At 72.8% G+C, this 16412-nt stretch carries 18 protein-coding genes; 16 read left to right on the forward strand and 2 right to left on the reverse strand.

What is annotated here, in order from left to right:
* Positions 1–31: 31 nt before the first annotated feature.
* On the reverse strand, positions 32–919 hold the full coding sequence (locus E5N76_RS07570) for a cation diffusion facilitator family transporter (RefSeq protein ID WP_149536680.1): 888 nt from the start codon (positions 917–919) through the stop codon (positions 32–34).
* Between the two features lie 241 nt (positions 920–1160).
* On the opposite strand from E5N76_RS07570, the gene E5N76_RS07575 reads away from it, so the two are divergent.
* The 16 genes from E5N76_RS07575 to E5N76_RS07645 all read left to right on the forward strand — a co-directional run bounded on the left by E5N76_RS07575 (position 1161) and on the right by E5N76_RS07645 (position 15100).
* Positions 1161–1613 carry a hypothetical protein gene (locus tag E5N76_RS07575; RefSeq protein WP_149536681.1) on the forward strand — a complete coding sequence of 151 codons (453 nt, stop codon included), beginning with the start codon at positions 1161–1163 and terminating at the stop codon, positions 1611–1613.
* A gap of 180 nt (positions 1614–1793) precedes the next feature.
* A complete protein-coding gene (locus E5N76_RS31570) occupies positions 1794–1934 on the forward strand; it encodes a GDCCVxC domain-containing (seleno)protein (protein WP_457852675.1) in 141 nt (46 codons plus the stop codon).
* 88 nt (positions 1935–2022) lie between these two features.
* Positions 2023–2874, forward strand: a complete 852-nt coding sequence (locus E5N76_RS07585) for a sterol desaturase family protein (RefSeq protein ID WP_149536682.1) — start codon at positions 2023–2025, stop codon at positions 2872–2874.
* Positions 2875–2911: 37 nt separating this feature from the next.
* The gene (locus tag E5N76_RS07590) at positions 2912–3514 is read left to right on the forward strand and encodes a Spy/CpxP family protein refolding chaperone (protein WP_149536683.1); all 603 of its coding nucleotides are present in this window, start codon (positions 2912–2914) and stop codon (positions 3512–3514) included.
* Positions 3483–4676: a putative sulfate/molybdate transporter gene (locus E5N76_RS07595; RefSeq protein WP_149536684.1), complete on the forward strand. Its 1194-nt coding sequence runs from the start codon at positions 3483–3485 to the stop codon at positions 4674–4676. Before E5N76_RS07590 ends, E5N76_RS07595 begins: the two co-directional genes overlap by 32 nt.
* A 45-nt stretch (positions 4677–4721) precedes the next feature.
* Positions 4722–5084 carry a hypothetical protein gene (locus E5N76_RS07600; protein ID WP_149536685.1) on the forward strand — a complete coding sequence of 121 codons (363 nt, stop codon included), beginning with the start codon at positions 4722–4724 and terminating at the stop codon, positions 5082–5084.
* 184 nt (positions 5085–5268) lie between these two features.
* On the forward strand, positions 5269–5670 hold the full coding sequence (locus E5N76_RS07605; protein ID WP_149536686.1) for a FixH family protein: 402 nt from the start codon (positions 5269–5271) through the stop codon (positions 5668–5670).
* 175 nt (positions 5671–5845) lie between these two features.
* Positions 5846–6994, forward strand: coding sequence for a TolC family protein (locus tag E5N76_RS07610; RefSeq protein WP_187830044.1), 1149 nt, complete (start codon positions 5846–5848; stop codon positions 6992–6994).
* On the forward strand, positions 6991–8592 hold the full coding sequence (locus E5N76_RS07615; protein WP_149536688.1) for an efflux RND transporter periplasmic adaptor subunit: 1602 nt from the start codon (positions 6991–6993) through the stop codon (positions 8590–8592). Before E5N76_RS07610 ends, E5N76_RS07615 begins: the two co-directional genes overlap by 4 nt.
* The gene (locus tag E5N76_RS07620; protein WP_149536689.1) at positions 8589–11753 is read left to right on the forward strand and encodes an efflux RND transporter permease subunit; all 3165 of its coding nucleotides are present in this window, start codon (positions 8589–8591) and stop codon (positions 11751–11753) included. The genes E5N76_RS07615 and E5N76_RS07620 overlap by 4 nt, the downstream gene beginning before the upstream one ends.
* A gap of 48 nt (positions 11754–11801) precedes the next feature.
* Entirely contained in the window at positions 11802–11930 is a 129-nt protein-coding gene (locus E5N76_RS30970; protein ID WP_268921291.1) for a hypothetical protein, read from the forward strand.
* A 430-nt stretch (positions 11931–12360) separates the two neighbouring features.
* Positions 12361–12705 (forward strand): hypothetical protein, encoded by a 345-nt coding sequence (locus E5N76_RS07625; RefSeq protein WP_149536690.1) that lies wholly within the window; start codon positions 12361–12363, stop codon positions 12703–12705.
* 165 nt (positions 12706–12870) lie between these two features.
* On the forward strand, positions 12871–13206 hold the full coding sequence (locus tag E5N76_RS07630) for a hypothetical protein (RefSeq protein ID WP_149536691.1): 336 nt from the start codon (positions 12871–12873) through the stop codon (positions 13204–13206).
* A 61-nt stretch (positions 13207–13267) separates the two neighbouring features.
* Positions 13268–13558 carry a hypothetical protein gene (locus E5N76_RS07635; protein WP_149536692.1) on the forward strand — a complete coding sequence of 97 codons (291 nt, stop codon included), beginning with the start codon at positions 13268–13270 and terminating at the stop codon, positions 13556–13558.
* Positions 13559–13628: 70 nt separating this feature from the next.
* Complete coding sequence (locus E5N76_RS07640; RefSeq protein WP_207791896.1) at positions 13629–14174, forward strand: ABC transporter permease; 546 nt, start codon at positions 13629–13631, stop codon at positions 14172–14174.
* Between the two features lie 311 nt (positions 14175–14485).
* Positions 14486–15100 (forward strand): class I SAM-dependent methyltransferase, encoded by a 615-nt coding sequence (locus E5N76_RS07645; protein WP_149536693.1) that lies wholly within the window; start codon positions 14486–14488, stop codon positions 15098–15100.
* Positions 15101–15194: 94 nt separating this feature from the next.
* On the opposite strand, the gene E5N76_RS07650 is transcribed toward E5N76_RS07645, so the two are convergent.
* The gene (locus E5N76_RS07650; RefSeq protein ID WP_235907606.1) at positions 15195–16412 is read right to left on the reverse strand and encodes an MFS transporter; all 1218 of its coding nucleotides are present in this window, start codon (positions 16410–16412) and stop codon (positions 15195–15197) included.

Genomic DNA, 16412 nt, shown 5'->3' on the forward strand with positions numbered 1-16412 from the left:
GCACCCCCTCTTTTCCCGGCGATAGCGGCGCCTACAGCACCAGCACGCCGTGTTGCTTGGCCTTGCCCTCGGGCTCGACATGGATGGTGATGACGGCCTCGCCGACCTCGTCGCGCAGCGCGTGCTCGATGCGGTCGCAGATGTCGTGCGCCTCGGAGACGGGCATCGCGCCGGGCACCACGAGGTGGAACTCGACGAAGACCATCCGGCCCGCGCGCCGCACCCGCAGGTCGTGCGCCTCGATGGCGCCGTCCGCATGGGCCGAGATCAGGTCGCGGACGCGGCCGAGCGTCTCAGGGTCGGGTGCCTCGTCCATCAGTCCGCCGACCGAATCCCGGACCAAGCCCCATCCCGTCCAGAGGATGTTCACGGCGACCACCGCCGCCAGCGCCGGATCGAGCCAGAGCCAGCCGGTGAGTGGGACGAGGGCGAAGCCGACCAGGACGCCGCCGGAGGTGACCACGTCCGTCAGCAGGTGCCTGCCGTCGGCGACCAGGGCCGGGGAGCGCCAGCGCCGCCCGAAGCGCAGCAGCACGGCGGACCAGGCGGCGTTCATGGCCGTCGCCGCGCCGTTGATGGCCATGCCGAGGAGCGGCGCGTCCACTGGGCGCGGGCTCAGAAAGCCGAGGTATGCCTCGCGCAGGATGGACAGGGCGGCCAGCAGGACGAGGACGCCCTCGAGGACGGCGGAGAAGTACTCCGCCTTGTGGTGGCCGTAGGGATGGTTGGTGTCCGGCGGCAGCGCGCTGACCCGCAGCGCGACCACCGCTGCCGCGGCGGCGGCCACGTTGATGATGCTCTCGAGCGCGTCCGAGTAGAGGGCGACGCTGCCGGTCACCCACCACGCGCCGAACTTGATGGCCAGGACCAAGCAGCCGACGACGAGGCTGCCGAGGGCAAGCTGGACGGCGCGCGGCATCGGGGAACTCCGGTCTTGATGGTTGCCGTCGGCCGAGCCCCCAAGCGGGCGGGGTGCGCCCGTGAGGGGAGCAGGGGCCTGCCCGTTCCCGTCCGGCGAGTGCCATCGTACCCGACGCTTGGACAGGCGCTCAATCGTGCCCGGCATCGAGGCAGCCATGCCCCGGTGGCCGGATGGCCTACATCGTTGACCCGGTCCCGTACTGGTCCGACAGTGCGGCCAGGAAGACAGGGAGGATGCCATGACCGCGCCCATGCGCGCCCTGCTCGGCTTCGTTGCCGCCGTGCTCTCCGTGCTGACCTTCCACCAGGGCATGTGGGCCGTGCTCTACGTGCTCGGGATGATGCCGCGCGCGCCCTACCCAATGACCCCGGTGCCGCCCCTCGGGGTGCCCCTGATCGTCAGCCTCTGCTTCTGGGGCGGGCTCTACGGCCTCGTCTTCGGGCTGGCGCTGCCCCGTCTGCCACGGGCGCCCATGTGGCTGCTGGGGCTCGGGCTCGGCCTGCTCGCCGCGCTTGTCGGCTGGTTCGTGGTCGCCCCCCTGAAGGGCCAGCCGGTGGCGAGCGGCTTCGACCCCGCCCGGATGCTGGCCTCCGTCCTGATCAACGGCTTCTGGGGCATCGGCGTCGGCGTCATCCTTCCCTTCCTGCTGCCCAGGGGCGCGGGGCGCGCCTGGTCCGTGTCGAGGGGCTAGCCGCCGCACCCGGATCACCACGGTCAGGGCAGGATCTTGTTCGCGCTCGACCAGGCCGATGCGTGAGGGCCCGATGATCCTGGAATCGGCCATCACCTGCCCGGCCTGTGGCACGGCGAAGACCGAGACCATGCCGACCGACGCCTGCCAGTTTTTGCCGATTGCACCGGCTGTGGGGTTCTGCTCCGCCCGAAGCCCGGGGACTGCTGCGTGTTCTGCTCCTGCGGCACTGTGCCGTGTCCGCCGGTCCAGGCCGAGGGCGGCCTCACTTGCTGTCGCGCCGCGACACCGCCCGCGCCATCACCGGCGGACCCACGCTGAAAGCCGCGCATGGTAGGAACCCTGCTCGGTGCCACAGGTCACGGCCCAGGCATCAGCCACCCCACGTAGCTGAAAGGAGGCGAACGCCATGGCAGAGGCCGCCAGCCCCTTCGTCCACGAGCCCCTGGTCCGGCTCGGGGCCTTCGCCGGGGTCTTCGTCCTGATGGCCCTCTGGGAGGTGCTGGCCCCACGGAGGCCGCAGGCCATCGGCCGCCGATGGCGCTGGCCGAACAACCTGGGCGTCGTGGTCCTGGACACGCTCGTTATCCGCGTCCTGTTCCCGGCGGGTGCCGTGGGTGTGGCGATGCTCGCGCAGGCCCATGGCTGGGGCCTGCTGAACGTCCTGCATGCACCTGGTTGGGTCGCCGTGCCGGTGTCGGTGCTCCTGCTCGACCTCGCCATCTACGCCCAGCACGTTGCCTTCCACCACGTACCGGTGCTCTGGCGCCTGCACCGCATGCACCACGCCGACCTGGAGTTCGACGTCACCACGGGCGTGCGCTTCCACCCCGTCGAGATCGTGCTCTCCATGCTCATCAAGGCGGCCGTGGTCATCGCGCTCGGCGCGCCGCCGTTCGCCGTTCTCGTCTTCGAGGTGCTGCTGAACGCCACCTCGATGTTCAACCACGGCAACGTCCGTCTGCCAGAGTGGCTGGACCGCGTCGTGCGCTGGGTCGTGGTCACACCGGAGATGCACCGCGTCCACCACTCCGTCCTGCGCCGGGAGACCGACAGCAACTTCGGCTTCAACCTGCCCTGGTGGGATCGCCTGTTCGGCACCTACCGTGCCCAGCCCGAGGCGGGCCACGAGGGCATGACCATCGGCATCGACCGCTTCCGCGACCCGCGCGAGCTGCGGCTCGATCGGATGCTGCTCCAGCCGCTCCGCGGCGACGGTCCCCCTCCAGGTCACGTGGAACCCCGGGGCGAGATCTCGTAGCGTGCTAGGAATGGCGCCGTCGAACCGGGAACAGGCCATGACGCTTCGCTCCGCCCTCCTCGTCCTCCCCGTCGCCACCGCCTTCGCTGCAGCTCCCGCCTCCGCCCAGCACCACCACGGCGGCCACGGCCAGCCAGCTCCGTCCCCCTACGCCGGGATGCAGGCTCGCCCGGTGAAGGCCCTGTCCGACCAGCAGCTGGCCGACCTCCGCGCCGGGCGCGGCATGGGCATGGCGCTCCCGGCGGAGCTGAACGGCTACCCGGGTCCGCTCCACGTCCTGGAACTCGCCGACGCGCTCGGGCTCACCCCGGAGCAGCGCGAGCGGGTTCGGAGCCTGCGCGAGGCGATGACGGCCGAGGCGGTGCCGCTGGGCGAGCGCCTGATCGCCGAGGAGGCGGCGCTCGACCGGGAGTTCGCCTCGCGGACCGTGACCCCTGCCTCGCTGGAGGTCGCCACGGCCGCCATCGGGCGCACCCAGGCGGCGCTCCGGGCCGCGCACCTTCGCTACCACCTCACGATGGTGGAGGTGCTCACGCCGGAGCAGGTCCGCCGTTATGGGGAGCTGCGCGGCTACGGGAGCGGCGCCGTGCCGCGCCAAGGGGGCGAGGATGGCGGCGGGAAAAGACCTGAGCCACGCTAGTCCGGCAGGGTCGGCCCAATGCCGCCGGACCTCCTGGTCCGGCGAGCTGGGCGGTGCCTGCGGCGACCTCGGCACCTTCGTGCCGCTGGTGGTCGGCGCCATGACCGTCGCGGGGCTCTCGGCGGCGGGCGTGCTGTTCGGGTTCGGCACCTTCCTCGTCGCGGCGGGCCTGTCCTACGGCATTCCCATCGCCGTCCAGCCCATGAAGGCGGTCTCGGCCGTCCTGCTGACCGGCGGCCTTGGCCCCGGCGAGCTCGTGGCCACTGGCTTGGTCACCGGTGTGGTCCTGCTGGCGCTCAGGGCGAGGGGCGCCATCGGGCGCATCGCCCGCGCCTTGCCGCAGTCAGTGGCGGCCGGGCTGCAGCTCGGCCTCGGCCTGGCCATGGCCTGGCTCGGCCTCAAGCTCGCGACCGAGACACCCTGGCTTGGCGGCCTGTCCCTGGTGGCGCTGCTCGGACTGATGCGGCTGCCCCGTGTCCCGGCGGCCCCGCTCGCCCTGGCGCTGGCCTTCGGGGCCGCATGGGCGGCGGGGCTGACCGCATCGCCCGACTGGCCCGCCTTCGACTTCGTGCTCCCGGCCCTCCACCTACCCGCGAGCTGGGCCGAGGTTTGGCGGGGCGTCGTGTCCGGCGTCCTGCCGCAGCTGCCCCTGACCCTCACCAACGCGGTCATCCTGACGGCCCTGCTCGCGCGGGAGCTCTACCCGGACCGCGCCCGGCGCGTGACGGAGCGGCGGCTGGCGGTGGGCACCGGGCTGGCGAACCTGCTGCTGGCACCGCTCGGGGCCATGCCGATGTGCCTGGGCGCGGGCGGCCTGCAGGCGCAGCACCGCTTCGGAGCCCGGACGGGTGCGGCGCCGGTCATGCTCGGGGCGGCGCTGCTCGTCCTCGGCCTCTGCTTCGCGGACGGGGCGGCCGCGCTGTTCGCCACCATCCCGGCCGGGACCATCGGTGCCCTGCTGCTCGTGGCCGGATCCGATCTCGCCCTGTCGCGGCGCCTGTTGGACGCCCGCCCGGACTGCTGGCCCGCCATCGGCGTCGCGGCCGCGCTGACGGTGGCGGTCAACCCGGCGGCCGGGCTGGCCGCGGGCTGGGCCATCGAGGCCGGACGCGGCGTGGCGAAGCGGGTGTTCGGCCGGGACGTGCGGCGCGAGTCCTGGTAGACACCGCCCCTTCTAGCCCTGGCCCTCCGGAGCTATGTTGGCGCCATGCTCCCCCGGCTCGCCAGGCTGGTCATCGCTGCCATCACGATCTGCGCCTTCCTCGGCGCCGGTCTGGTGCAGAACCTGCCGTCCGCGCAGGCGGACACGGCGGGCATGACCATGATGGCCGACATGGGGGACGACGGCGCGGCGATGCCCTGCCACGACACCAGGACCCCTCCGTGCCAGGACAAGGTACCCGGGTGCATGATCGACCTGGGCTGCCTCTTCGTGGTCGGCATCCCCGTGCCGCCCGCGCCCGCTGTCTCGGTCCCGGCCTGGTCCTGGGTGGCCTACTGGCAGTCCGTGCGGCTCTTCGAGGGCGTCTCGCCCGAGCCTTACCTGGGGCCGCCCATCCGCCTCGTCTGAGCTAGCCGCCCGCGCGCCCCTCCGGCTGCCGCGGCTTCGCCCCGCTTCTTCCCCCGTTTCACGAGCGCCTCGCCGCCCCACGGGCATCGCGGCGCGACCGGCGCCGGGCGGCGAGCGGGACTCCTCCAGACAACAGCAGCCGCTCGCCCCCTGTCGTGGGCGGCCCACGGATTGGGAAACAACGATGCTCTCCAAGCTCCTGCGCGCGGCCGTGCTCGGTGCCGCCCTGGTAACCTCCGCCCCCGCGTCCACCGCCTTCGCCGCCGCCAGCGACTACCGCTTCGAGCTGGCCAGCGCCCGGCCCGCCGGGCCGGGCAAGACCGACGTCACCGTCCGCCTCGTGCGCGTGCGGGACGGCAGGCCGGTGCCGGACGCCGTCGTCTTCCAGACCCGGGCCGACATGGCGCCCGCGGGCATGCCGACCATGACCGGCAACGTCGCCCCGCAGCCGGGCCAGCAGCCGGGCACCTACCGGTTCCAGGTCGACACCGGCATGGCCGGGGGCTGGGCGCTGACGCTGAGCGCCAAGGTCCAGGGCGAGCCCGAGACGGTCCGCTCCACGGTCACCTTCAACGCGGCCCAATGAGATGGCCCGCCCCACACGAGGGGCCGCCGGGCCCCCGAGGCGCGCCGGGCGAGGACCCGACGCGGCCCTCGCGCTCGGCCTGACGCTCGCGCTCCTGGCCGGGCCGGGCCAGGCTCAGACCAGGACGGCGCAGCGGACCCTGGGGGGAGCACCCCCCGGGGCCACGCTGGAGAGCGTGCTCGCCGTCGCCCGCCAGCTCAGCCCCGAGCTGGCGGCCCGCGCGCTCGACACCGCCGCGGCGCGGGCGCGCGTCACCGTCGCCGGGTCGCTGCCCGACCCGACGATTCGGGCGATGTCGGACGAGATGCCCCGAACCTCGGGGCCACGGCAGAACATGATGATCTACTCGTTCGAGCAGGACATCCCGCTCTGGGGCAGGCGCGACCTGCGGCGGCAGGTCGCCCGGGCCGAGGTCGGCCAGATGGCGGCCCAGGCCCAGGCGGCCGAGGCCGAGCTGGTCGAGCGGGTGAAGGTGGCCTTCGCCCGCTACTACACCTCCCATGAGGCGGTCCGCCGGACGGCGGACCTCCACCGGGCCATCCATGGCGTCGCCCAGGTCGCCCGCGAGCGCTACGCCCGGGGCCGCGGCGAGCAGCAGGAGGTGTTCCGGGCCGAGGTCGAGACCACGCGCGTGGCCACCGAGATCGCGCGCCTCGAGGCGGCGCTCCGGAGCGCCCAGGGCCAATTGAACGCGCTGCTCGTCCGTCCGGCCGACGCGCCGCTCGCTCGACCCGAGCGGTTGCGCCCGCTTCCCGACACACGCGCCCTGGACATCGCCCGGCTGGCCGAGCGGGCCAGGGGCGGCAACCCGATGCTGGCGGCCGACGCGGCCGCCATCACCGGCGCGGAGACCAACCGGAGGCTGACGGACAGGAACTGGTACCCGGACGTCACCCTGGGTGCAGCCGCCGTCGACCGGGGGAGCTACGGGCCGACGGGTTTCCAGGCGTGGATCGCGATGAAGGTCCCGCTCCAGTGGGGCCTGCGCGAGGCGCAGGCGCGCGAGGCCGTGGCCCAGGCCGGGGCGGCGCGCGCCCGGCTGGAGGCCCGCGAGCAGCAGCTCCGGGGCGATCTGGCCGAGACCGTGGCGGGCTTCGGGGGCAGCCGCCGGACCGCCGACCTCATCCGCCGCCAGCTCCTGCCGCAGGCCGAGGCGCTCGTGCGCTCCGGGGCGGCCGGGTACGGCTTCGGTCGGGTGGACCTCGCCACCGTGCTGCGGGCGCAGCACGACCTCGCCGACTTCCGCCTGCAGCTCCTCGCCGCCGAGTTCGATGGCCAGCGCCAGCTCGCGGCGATCGAGCGCCTTGTGGGAGGCGACCTGTGACCGCCCGTCAAGCTCTTCGCGCCATCGGCGCCGCCTTCGTGCTTGCCACCGGGGCGGGTGGCCTCTGGCTCGCCGCCGACCGGTTGCCTGGGCTGGTGGCGCGTGACGCCGTGGCGCAGCAGGCGCCATCGCCCGGGCGCCAGCCGCTCTACTACCGCGACCCCTCGGGCGGGCCGGACTTCTCGCCGACCCCCAAAAAGAACGCGCAGGGCCGCGACTACGTCCCGGTCTACGACGAGGCCGAGCAGGCGCCACCCGCGCCAGTACCGGCGCCCGCCGCCCCGGCGCGCCAGCCGCTCTACTACCAGGACCCGTCCGGCAGGCCCGAGTACTCGGCCACACCAACGAAAGCCGCCGACGGGCGCGACTTCGTCCCGGTCTACGAGGACCCCGGCGCGCCGTCCCAGTCCGCGGCGCCCGCCCCGGCGTCCCCCGGCGGACGTGGCCGGATCCTCTACTACCGCAACCCCATGGGCCTGCCCGACACCTCGCCGGTGCCCAAGAAGGACTCGATGGGGATGGACTACGTCCCGGTCTACGAGGACGAGGCCAACCAGCCCGCGGGCACCGTCACGGTCAGCCCGGAGCGGGTGCAGATGCTCGGCGTCCGCACCGAGGTGGCGGCCGAGCGCGCGATGACCCGCTCCATCCGGGCGGTCGGCACCATCGCCGTGGACGAGCGGCGGCTCGCGGTCGTGGCCCCGCGCTTCGAGGGCTGGATCCAGAGGCTGCTCGTCAATGAGACGGGGCAGCCGGTGCGGCGCGGCCAGCCGCTGTTCGAGGTCTACAGCCCGGAGCTGGCGGCGGCCGAGCAGGAGTACGTCATCGCCCGGCAGGCCGAGGGCGCCATGGCGCACGCCGACCCCGCCATGCGCGGTGGCGCCGCGGGCATCGCCGCCGCGGCGCTGGCGCGGCTGCGCAACTTCGACCTGCCCGCCGAGGAGGTGGCCCGCCTGCGGCGCACCGGCAGGGTCGGCAGCACGCTCACGCTGACATCGCCGATGGACGGCGTGGTGCTGGAGAAGACCGCGCTGCAGGGCATGCGCTTCGCGCCGGGCGACACGCTCTACCGCATCGCCGACCTCTCGACCGTCTGGCTGCTGGCTGACGTCTTCGAGCAGGATCTGGGGCTGGTCCGGCCGGGCCAGGAGGCCAGCATCGCCATGACCGCCTACCCCGACCGCCGGTTCGCCGGGAAGGTCACCTTCGTCTACCCGACCTTGAACGCGGCCACCCGCACGGCCAGGGTGCGCGTCGAGATCCCCAACCCTGACCAACTCCTCAAGCCGGACATGTACGCGACCGTGGAGATCGCGGCGCCGCTCGGCACCGCGCCGGTGGTCGCCGTGCCGGACTCCGCGGTGCTCGACAGCGGCACGCGACAAGTGGTGCTCGTGGAGCGCGCCCCGGGCCGCTACGAGCCGCGCGCCGTCCAGACCGGCCGCCGCGCCGACGGCCAGGTCGAGATCCGCCAAGGAATCCGGGCGGGCGAGAAGGTGGTGGTCGGCGCCAACTTCCTCATCGACGCGGAGAGCAACCTGCGGGCCGCGCTGCAGTCCTTCGCGGCGCCCGCCCCGGGCCAGGAGCAGCCCCGATGATCGCCCGCGTCATCCGATGGTCGGCGGCCAATCCTTTCCTGGTGCTGCTCGCCACGCTGTTCCTGGTCGGCGCCGGGGTCTGGGCGGTCCGCAACACCCCGCTCGACGCCATCCCGGACCTCTCCGACGTCCAGGTCATCGTCTACACCGACTACCCCGGGCAGGCGCCGCAGGTGGTCGAGGACCAGGTCACCTACCCGCTGACCACGGCGCTGCTGACCGTGCCCCGGTCGAAGACCGTGCGCGGCTTCTCCTTCTTCGGCTCGTCCTTCGTCTACGTCGTCTTCGAGGACGGCACCGACCTCTACTGGGCGCGCAGCCGGGTGCTCGAGTACCTCAGCCAGGCGGCGCGGCGCCTCCCCGCGGGGGTGACGCCCTCGCTCGGGCCCGACGCGACCGGCGTGGGCTGGGTCTACCAGTACGTCGTCACCGGGGCGCAGCGCACGCTGGCCGAGCTAAGGTCCATCCAGGACTGGTTCCTGCGCTACCAACTCGCCCGGGCGGACGGCGTGGCCGAGGTGGCCAGCGTCGGCGGCTTCGTCCAGCAGTACCAGGTCGTGGTCGAGCCGCAGAAGCTCCAGGCCTACCGCATCCCGCTCTCGCGCGTCACCGAGGCTATCCGGTCCAGCAACCGCGACGTGGGCGGCCGCTCGGTCGAGATGTCGGAGACCGAATACCTGGTCCGCGGCCGCGGCTACCTGCGCGGGATCCAGGACATCGAGCAGATCGTCCTGGCGGTGCAGAATGGCGTCCCCGTGCTGCTGCGCGACGTCGCCCGGGTGGAACTCGGGCCTGAGGAGCGCCGCGGCATCGCCGAGCTGAACGGCGAGGGCGAGGTGGTCAGCGGCATCGCCCTCCAGCGCGAGGGCCAGAACGCGCTCGCCGTCATCGAGAGCGTCAAGCGGCGGCTCGCCGAGATCGCGGGCAGCCTGCCCGAGGGGGTGACCGTCTCCCCGGTCTACGACCGCTCCGACCTCATCGGCCGCGCCATCGAGACCCTGAAGCACACGCTCGTCGAGGAGAGCGCCATCGTCGCGCTGGTCTGCGTGGTGTTCCTGCTGCACGTCCGCAGCGCCCTGGTGGCCATCATCATGCTCCCCGTCGGCGTCCTCGTCGCCATGGCCCTGCTGCACGCGCTCGGCCTGAGCTCGAACATCATGAGCCTGGGCGGCATCGCCATCGCGCTCGGCGCCATGGTGGACGCGGCCATCGTCATGGTCGAGAACGCCCACAAGCGCCTGGAGCACGCGGCACCGGGGGCGTCGCGCGTCCAGGTCATCACCGAGGCCGCCGTCGAGGTGGGTCCGGCGCTGTTCTTCAGCCTCGCCGTCATCACCGTCTCCTTCCTCCCGGTCTTCACCCTCGAGGACCAGGAGGGGCGGATGTTCCGGCCGCTCGCCTTCACCAAGACCTTCGCCATGGCGGCGGGCGCCCTGCTGTCGGTGACCCTGGTGCCGGTGCTGATGCTGCTGTTCGTCCGCGGCCGCATCCTGCCGGAGCGCCGCAACCCGGTGAACCGGGTGCTCATCTGGCTCTACCGCCCCCTCATCGCGGGCGTCCTCCGGGCGAAGACGCTGACCGTCCTGCTGGCGCTCCTCGCGGTCGGCGCGACCGCCTGGCCACTCGCGCGCCTGGGCAGCGAGTTCATGCCGACGCTGAACGAGGGGACGCTGATGTACATGCCGGTCAGCCTGCCCGGCCTGTCCGTCACCAAGGCAGCCGAGCTGCTGCAGACCCAGGACCGCATCATCCGCAGCTTCCCCGAGGTGGCGAGCGTCTACGGCAAGGCCGGGCGGGCGGCCACCGCGACCGACCCGGCGCCGACCGAGATGTTCGAGACCATCATCAACCTGAAGCCGGAGGCCGAGTGGCGCCCGGGGGTCACGGTGGACTCCCTCATCGCCGAGATGGACGCGGCGCTGCGGATGCCCGGCGTCAGCAACGCCTGGACCATGCCGATCAAGGCGCGCATCGACATGCTCTCGACCGGCATCCGCACCCCGGTTGGGGTCAAGGTCTATGGCCCGGACCTGGCGGGCATCGACCGGCTCTCGCGCGAGGTCGAGGCCGCGATCCGGACCGTGCCCGGCACGACCAGCGCCTTCGCCGAGCGGGTCGAGGGCGGCTACTACCTCGAGATCGAGCCCGACCGGGCGGCGCTGGCCCGCTACGGCCTGACCGTCGGCGACCTGCAGGAGACCATCGCCACGGCGCTCGGCGGCGAGCCGGTCACCACCACGGTCGAGGGCCGCGCCCGCTACACGGTGAACGTCCGCTACCCGCGCGGCCTGCGCAGCGACCCGCAAGGAATCGCCGCCCAAGTCCTGGTCCAAGGCATGCAGGGCGCCGCCATTCCGCTGGGCCAGCTGGCGACGGTCCAGCTGCGCCGTGGCCCGCCGACCATCCGGACCGAGAACGCGCAGCTGGTGAACTACGTCTACGTGGACATGCACGGGCGCGACGTCGGCGGCTACGTCGCCGACGCGCAGCGCGCCGTCGCCGAGCGCGTGCGGATGCCGCCCGGCTACCACGTCGAGTGGAGCGGGCAGTTCGAGTACATGCAGCGCGCCAAGGCGAAGCTGGCGGTCGTCGTGCCGGTCACGCTGCTCCTTATCTTCGTGCTGCTCTACCTGAACTTCGGGCGGCTGACCGAGGCGCTCATCGTCATGCTCTCGGTGCCCTTCGCGCTCGTGGGCGGTGTCTGGCTGATGCACCTGATGCACTTCAACCTCTCCGTCGCCGTCGCGGTCGGCTTCATCGCGCTGGCCGGGGTCGCCGCGGAGACCGGGGTCATCATGCTGATCTACCTGGACCACGCGCTCGACGCGGCGCACGCGCGATGCCGCGCCGAGGGTCGGCCGCTGAGCCAGTCCGACCTGCGCCACGCCATCATGGAGGGCGCCGTGGAACGGGTACGGCCGAAGATGATGACGGTGACCGCCATCATGGCGGGACTGGTGCCCATCCTGTGGAGCACCGGCACCGGCTCGGAGCTCATGCAGCGCATCGCCGTCCCGATGGTCGGCGGCATGGTCTCCTCGACGGTGCTGACGCTCCTGGTCATCCCGGCGATCTACGGCCTGGTGAAGGGCTGGCACCTGCCCCGGGCGCAAGCGGCAACGGCCCCAGAAGCGCAATCGCTGGCGAGGGCGGCCGAGTGATGGGCGGCGCTGCGCGAGTGGACGTAGAGCACGAAGGAGAACAACGACATGATGCAGGACGGTGGCATGATGGGCGGGATGATGTGGGGCATGGGGCTGGTGTGGCTCCTCCTCATCATCCTGCTGGTCCTCGGAATCGTGGCGCTCCTGAAGTACCTCTTCTCGCGCGGCCGCTGACCGGGAGCGCGGCTGGCGCAGCTTCGCGGGGGTCGCCGGGGCCGAGCGCACGCATCTCATCGCGAGGCCAGGTGCCGACGTCATCTTCGGCCGCCACGCCCTGTTGACCTTGCCACGTGGGAGGGCCGGAGGATCCGGCCCTCCCAGCGGCACGGAGGACGGCGTGGTTGACGACGGGAGGCCGAAGTGCGCGCCCCGACCGGGATGCGCTCGGTGCATCGAGGTCGAAAGCGCACGGCATTTCACCTCGCGCCGCCGCCGGTCCAGTCTCGCGGCCGCCGGTGGGTGTCGCCCGCGTGACCGGCAGGAGGCCCGAATGAGCGGCTTTGGAGTCCCGCATGGGATGGTTCTCTCGCCGTCGGCGCACCCAGCCGCAGGGTCGGGCGGCCAGCGCCTTGAACCACTCGCCCCCTCCACCTAGGTCGACAACATGGTGCTCCGCCTTCTCGGGCCGTTGCTCGCCATCCTGGTCGCCGTCGCCCTGGTCGGGGCGCCAGCGGTCCAGGCGGCCTCCGCTGTCCGGTGCGACACGATGCACATGGCCGCCGCGGAGCACCGGGCTTCCTCCGGCGACGCCCAGGCACCTGCGCCCTGCAAGACGGCCCCCGCCTGCGTCGACGCGCTCGGCTGCGTCTCCCTCGCCAGCCTGCCCGCGCCCACGATCTCGGCGGCGTCGCCGCTGACCTGGACCTCCGTTGCCTACTGGACCGGCGCCGACGTCCGCGAGGGGCTGTCGATCGAACCCGCGCTCGATCCTCCCATCCCGTTCGCCTGACCGCCGGGGCCGCCCACCCGGGCGGTTCCGGTCGGCCGCCGTCCGCCCGATCCGGCGCGTCATGCCCGGGCCGCGCGGGCGCCGCGGAGCAAGGCACGCCGCCGGTTCCCCGGGGCACGCACCCCCACGCGCCGCGCCACGCGGCACAACGAAGGGATTCGAGAGATGAACACCTCCACCCCCACGCAGGACCTCGCCCCGGGCGCGCCCGTCCCGCGCGACGACAGCAGCCGACCATCGAGGCTTTCCGCCGTCTGGGCCAGCGCCCCAGCGTTCCTGCGGGGGCGCAGCGGCCTCCTCGTCCTGGCGGCCGCGCTCGCGGCGACCGGCCTCCTGGCCGGGTGGGCTTGGCTCGGAGCGGCGGCGGTGCTGCCGCTGCTCTACACCCTGCCCTGCGCCGCGATGATGGCGATGTGCATGAAGGGTCACGGCGGCTCCGACGGGAACGCCTCGGCCAAGCCGGGCATCCCCGCGAACCCAGGCGGCAGCCCGTCCCACTGACGTGTGCAACTGCGGTTTCGAAGGCGCCGCCTGCGCCCGAACCGAATCAAGGAGACCTACCATGACGACGAAGCGCATTCCCGTGGCCGCCACGGTCCTGCTCGCCACCGCCCTCGGTGCGGGGACGTCCCTCGCCCAGGGAAACCAGCCCCAGGCGCCGCAGGCCCCGGCGCCGCAGCACGCCCCCGACCAGGGCATGATGGGGCGGGGTGGCATGATGGGCCACGGCGGGATGATGGGTCAGATGGACCCGGCGCAGATGAACCGCATGATGGAGAACTGCAACCGGATGATGGAGAGCATGCAGCGCTCCCCGTCCGCCCCGCGCGGTGGCCAGCCCGGCAACGGCTGACCGAAGGGGCCCCGCCGCCCACCATTCGGGCGGCGGGGTGCCCCACGAGCCTCCGGGAGGGCTGCCATCCGTGACCACCCCCGCGAACTGGCTGTCCGCGCTGCGCGCCTACCTGCTGACAGTCGCCGCGGCTGACCTCGCGTGGGAGGCGGCCCACCTTCCGCTCTACACGCTCTGGCGGACCGGGACGGCGGGCGAGAAGCTGTTCGCGGTGGTCCACTGCACGCTCGGCGACCTCCTCATCGCCCTCGCCTCGCTGGTCCTCGGCCTCGTGCTCGCCGGGCACCGGGACTGGCCCGTCCGGCGGTTCGGGGCGGTCGCCGCGCTCACCATCGCGTTCGGGCTCGGCTACACCGCCTTCAGCGAATGGCTGAACATCGTGGTCCGCGAGAGCTGGGCCTACTCCGAACTGATGCCGGTGGTGCCGGTCTTCGGGTTCGACGTGGGTGCCTCGCCCCTGCTGCAGTGGCTCGTCGTGCCCGCGCTGGCCCTTCGTTTGGCCCGGAGGGCGGCGCACGGCCGCCAGACATCACCGTTGCCGGGAATACGAGCGGAGCCGGTGTCTCAGAAACGCCGGACAGATGGGAGAGAAACACGATGCACGGAAAGCACATGAACGTCCGCGGCGCGCGGCGTCGGGGTTCTGCACCGCGTGCAGCGATGTGCCTGTTGGCCTTTGGCCTGCTGCTGGCGGGCTGCAGCGGGCCGATAACCGTCGCCGACACTTCCAGCCGGGAGATCGGGCAGGGTCTCCCGACTTCGCCGTTGCCGCACGTGCGCGGCATACCGAGCCCGTTCGGCCCCGGCGGGCGTGTCGGCGTTTGGCCGGGACCGGGGCGGCCTACCGCACCATCATGAATGTCAGCGGCCTCCCCGTCGTGGCGTTCGACCCGATCCCCGGAGCCGAACCGGGATGAAGGACCCACCATGGGTATCTACGAGCGCTTCGTCCTCCCCCGGCTAATCGCGCTCGCCATGCGCAACCGGGTGCTCGTGCCCTTCCGCAAGCGGATTGGGCGTGAGGCCACGGGCCGGGTGCTGGAGCTCGGCATCGGCTCGGGCCTGAACCTCGCCTTCTACGGCCCGGACGTCACCTCCGCCGTCGGGGTCGACCCGTCGCCCGCGCTGCTCCGGATGGCCGAAGCCCGGTCCCGCGGCGCGCGCTCCCCAGTCGAGCTTGTCGAGGCCGCGAGCGAACGGCTGCCCCTCGAGGACCACAGCGTCGATACCGTCGTGACCACCTGGACGCTGTGCAGCGTCGGTGATCCGGTCGCGGCGCTGCGGGAGGCGCGGCGCGTCCTGCGGCCCGGCGGCGCGCTGCTGTTCGTGGAGCACGGCCTTGCGCCCGACCCGGGCGTCGTCTGGTGGCAGGACCGCCTCACGCCCACCTGGAGGCGCATCGCCGGGGGCTGCCACCTGAACCGCAAGATGGACGACCTCGTCCAGGCGGCCGGGTTCCGGCTGGACGACCTGAAGACCGGCTACTTGCCGGGCCCGAAGCCGCTCACCTCCATGTACGAGGGCCGGGCCCGACCGAGGTGACGGCCGTGCAGAACCCGGCTCTCCAGACAGGGCAGCCGCGCGCCATGGCGTGGCCTCTTTGCGTCAGGTGCCGCGGTCGGCGCGCGACCCTCGGCTACGCCTTTGCGGACCCGGCCGCGCCGGACGGACGCTCCGACCGGAACAGCGCAATCGACGCCAGGGCCGCGGCCGCCTCCATCGCGGCGAAGGCTCCGAGCGCTGTCCCGAAGCCGAAGCGGAGCAGCTCCCCGAAGACCAGGCTGCCGAGCCCGAAGCCGACGAACAGGGTGAAGACGTTCAGCCCCATTGCCTGCCCCGGCCGCTTGCCGCCGAGCGAGGTGACGATGCCCGCGAACAGCGGCTGCGTCATGTCGTAGCCCAGGGAGAGGAGCATCGCGACCAGCGGGGCGAGGACGACGGGGAAGCCGACGATCAGGAGCGCGGCGGCGAGGGCGCCGAGCGCGAGGCCGACGGGCAGCAGCCGGGCACGGCCCCAGCGATCCGCCGCCCGGCCGATGAGCGGCCCGAGCAGGAACCCCGGCACGCCGTATCCGAGCAGCGCCAGGCCGATGCCGACGGGACCGATGTCGTAGTGCCGTTCGAGGTACACGGCGAGCCAGGTGAAGATACCTGAGTGGAACACCGAGTTGACGAGGATGTAGCCGTAGGTGCGACGCCCCCGCGGCGTGCCGAGCAGCTCCCGATAGCCGCGGAAGAGGTCCCCGAGCGTGCCCGTCACCGGCGTGGCCGCGGCGGCGGCGATGCGGCGATAGGGCAGGAACAGGAGCAGGAGACCAGCCCCGGCCGCCCCGACCACGAGGAACAGCCCCTGCCAGCCGACGAACGGAACGACAAGGGCGCCCAGCGGCGCGCCGAAGGCCATCCCTCCGGCCATGGCGCCGAACAGCCACCCGAGCGGGCGGCCGCGCTGCTCGTACGGGAACATGCGGCCGACGAGGGCGAGGCCGAGCGGCACGACGCCGCTGGCGCCGAGCCCTGTCAGGATCCGCCACAGGGCAATCTGCTCGATGGAGGCCGCCGTCGCCGTCAGGGCGGTGAGCGCCGAGAAGGCCGCCAGCGACGCGAACATCACGCGGTGGATGCCGAGCCGGTCGGCCAGGAGGCCATAGACGAGCGTCGCGATCCCGTAGGGGATCAGGTACGCCGGAACGATGAGCCCGATCCTCTCGACCGACGTCCCGAAGGTGTTCGACAGGGCGGGTATGATCGGCGCGACCATGTAGGCCTGGAAGAAGATGACGAAGGTGGCCGCCGCGAGCATCCGGAGGAGGCGCTCGCGCTCGTCGAGCGCCCCGGCCAATTCCTTGCCCAC

The sequence above is a fragment of the Siccirubricoccus phaeus genome (assembly GCF_008360935.1).
GTDB classification, from domain to species: Bacteria; Pseudomonadota; Alphaproteobacteria; order Acetobacterales; family Acetobacteraceae; genus Siccirubricoccus; species Siccirubricoccus phaeus.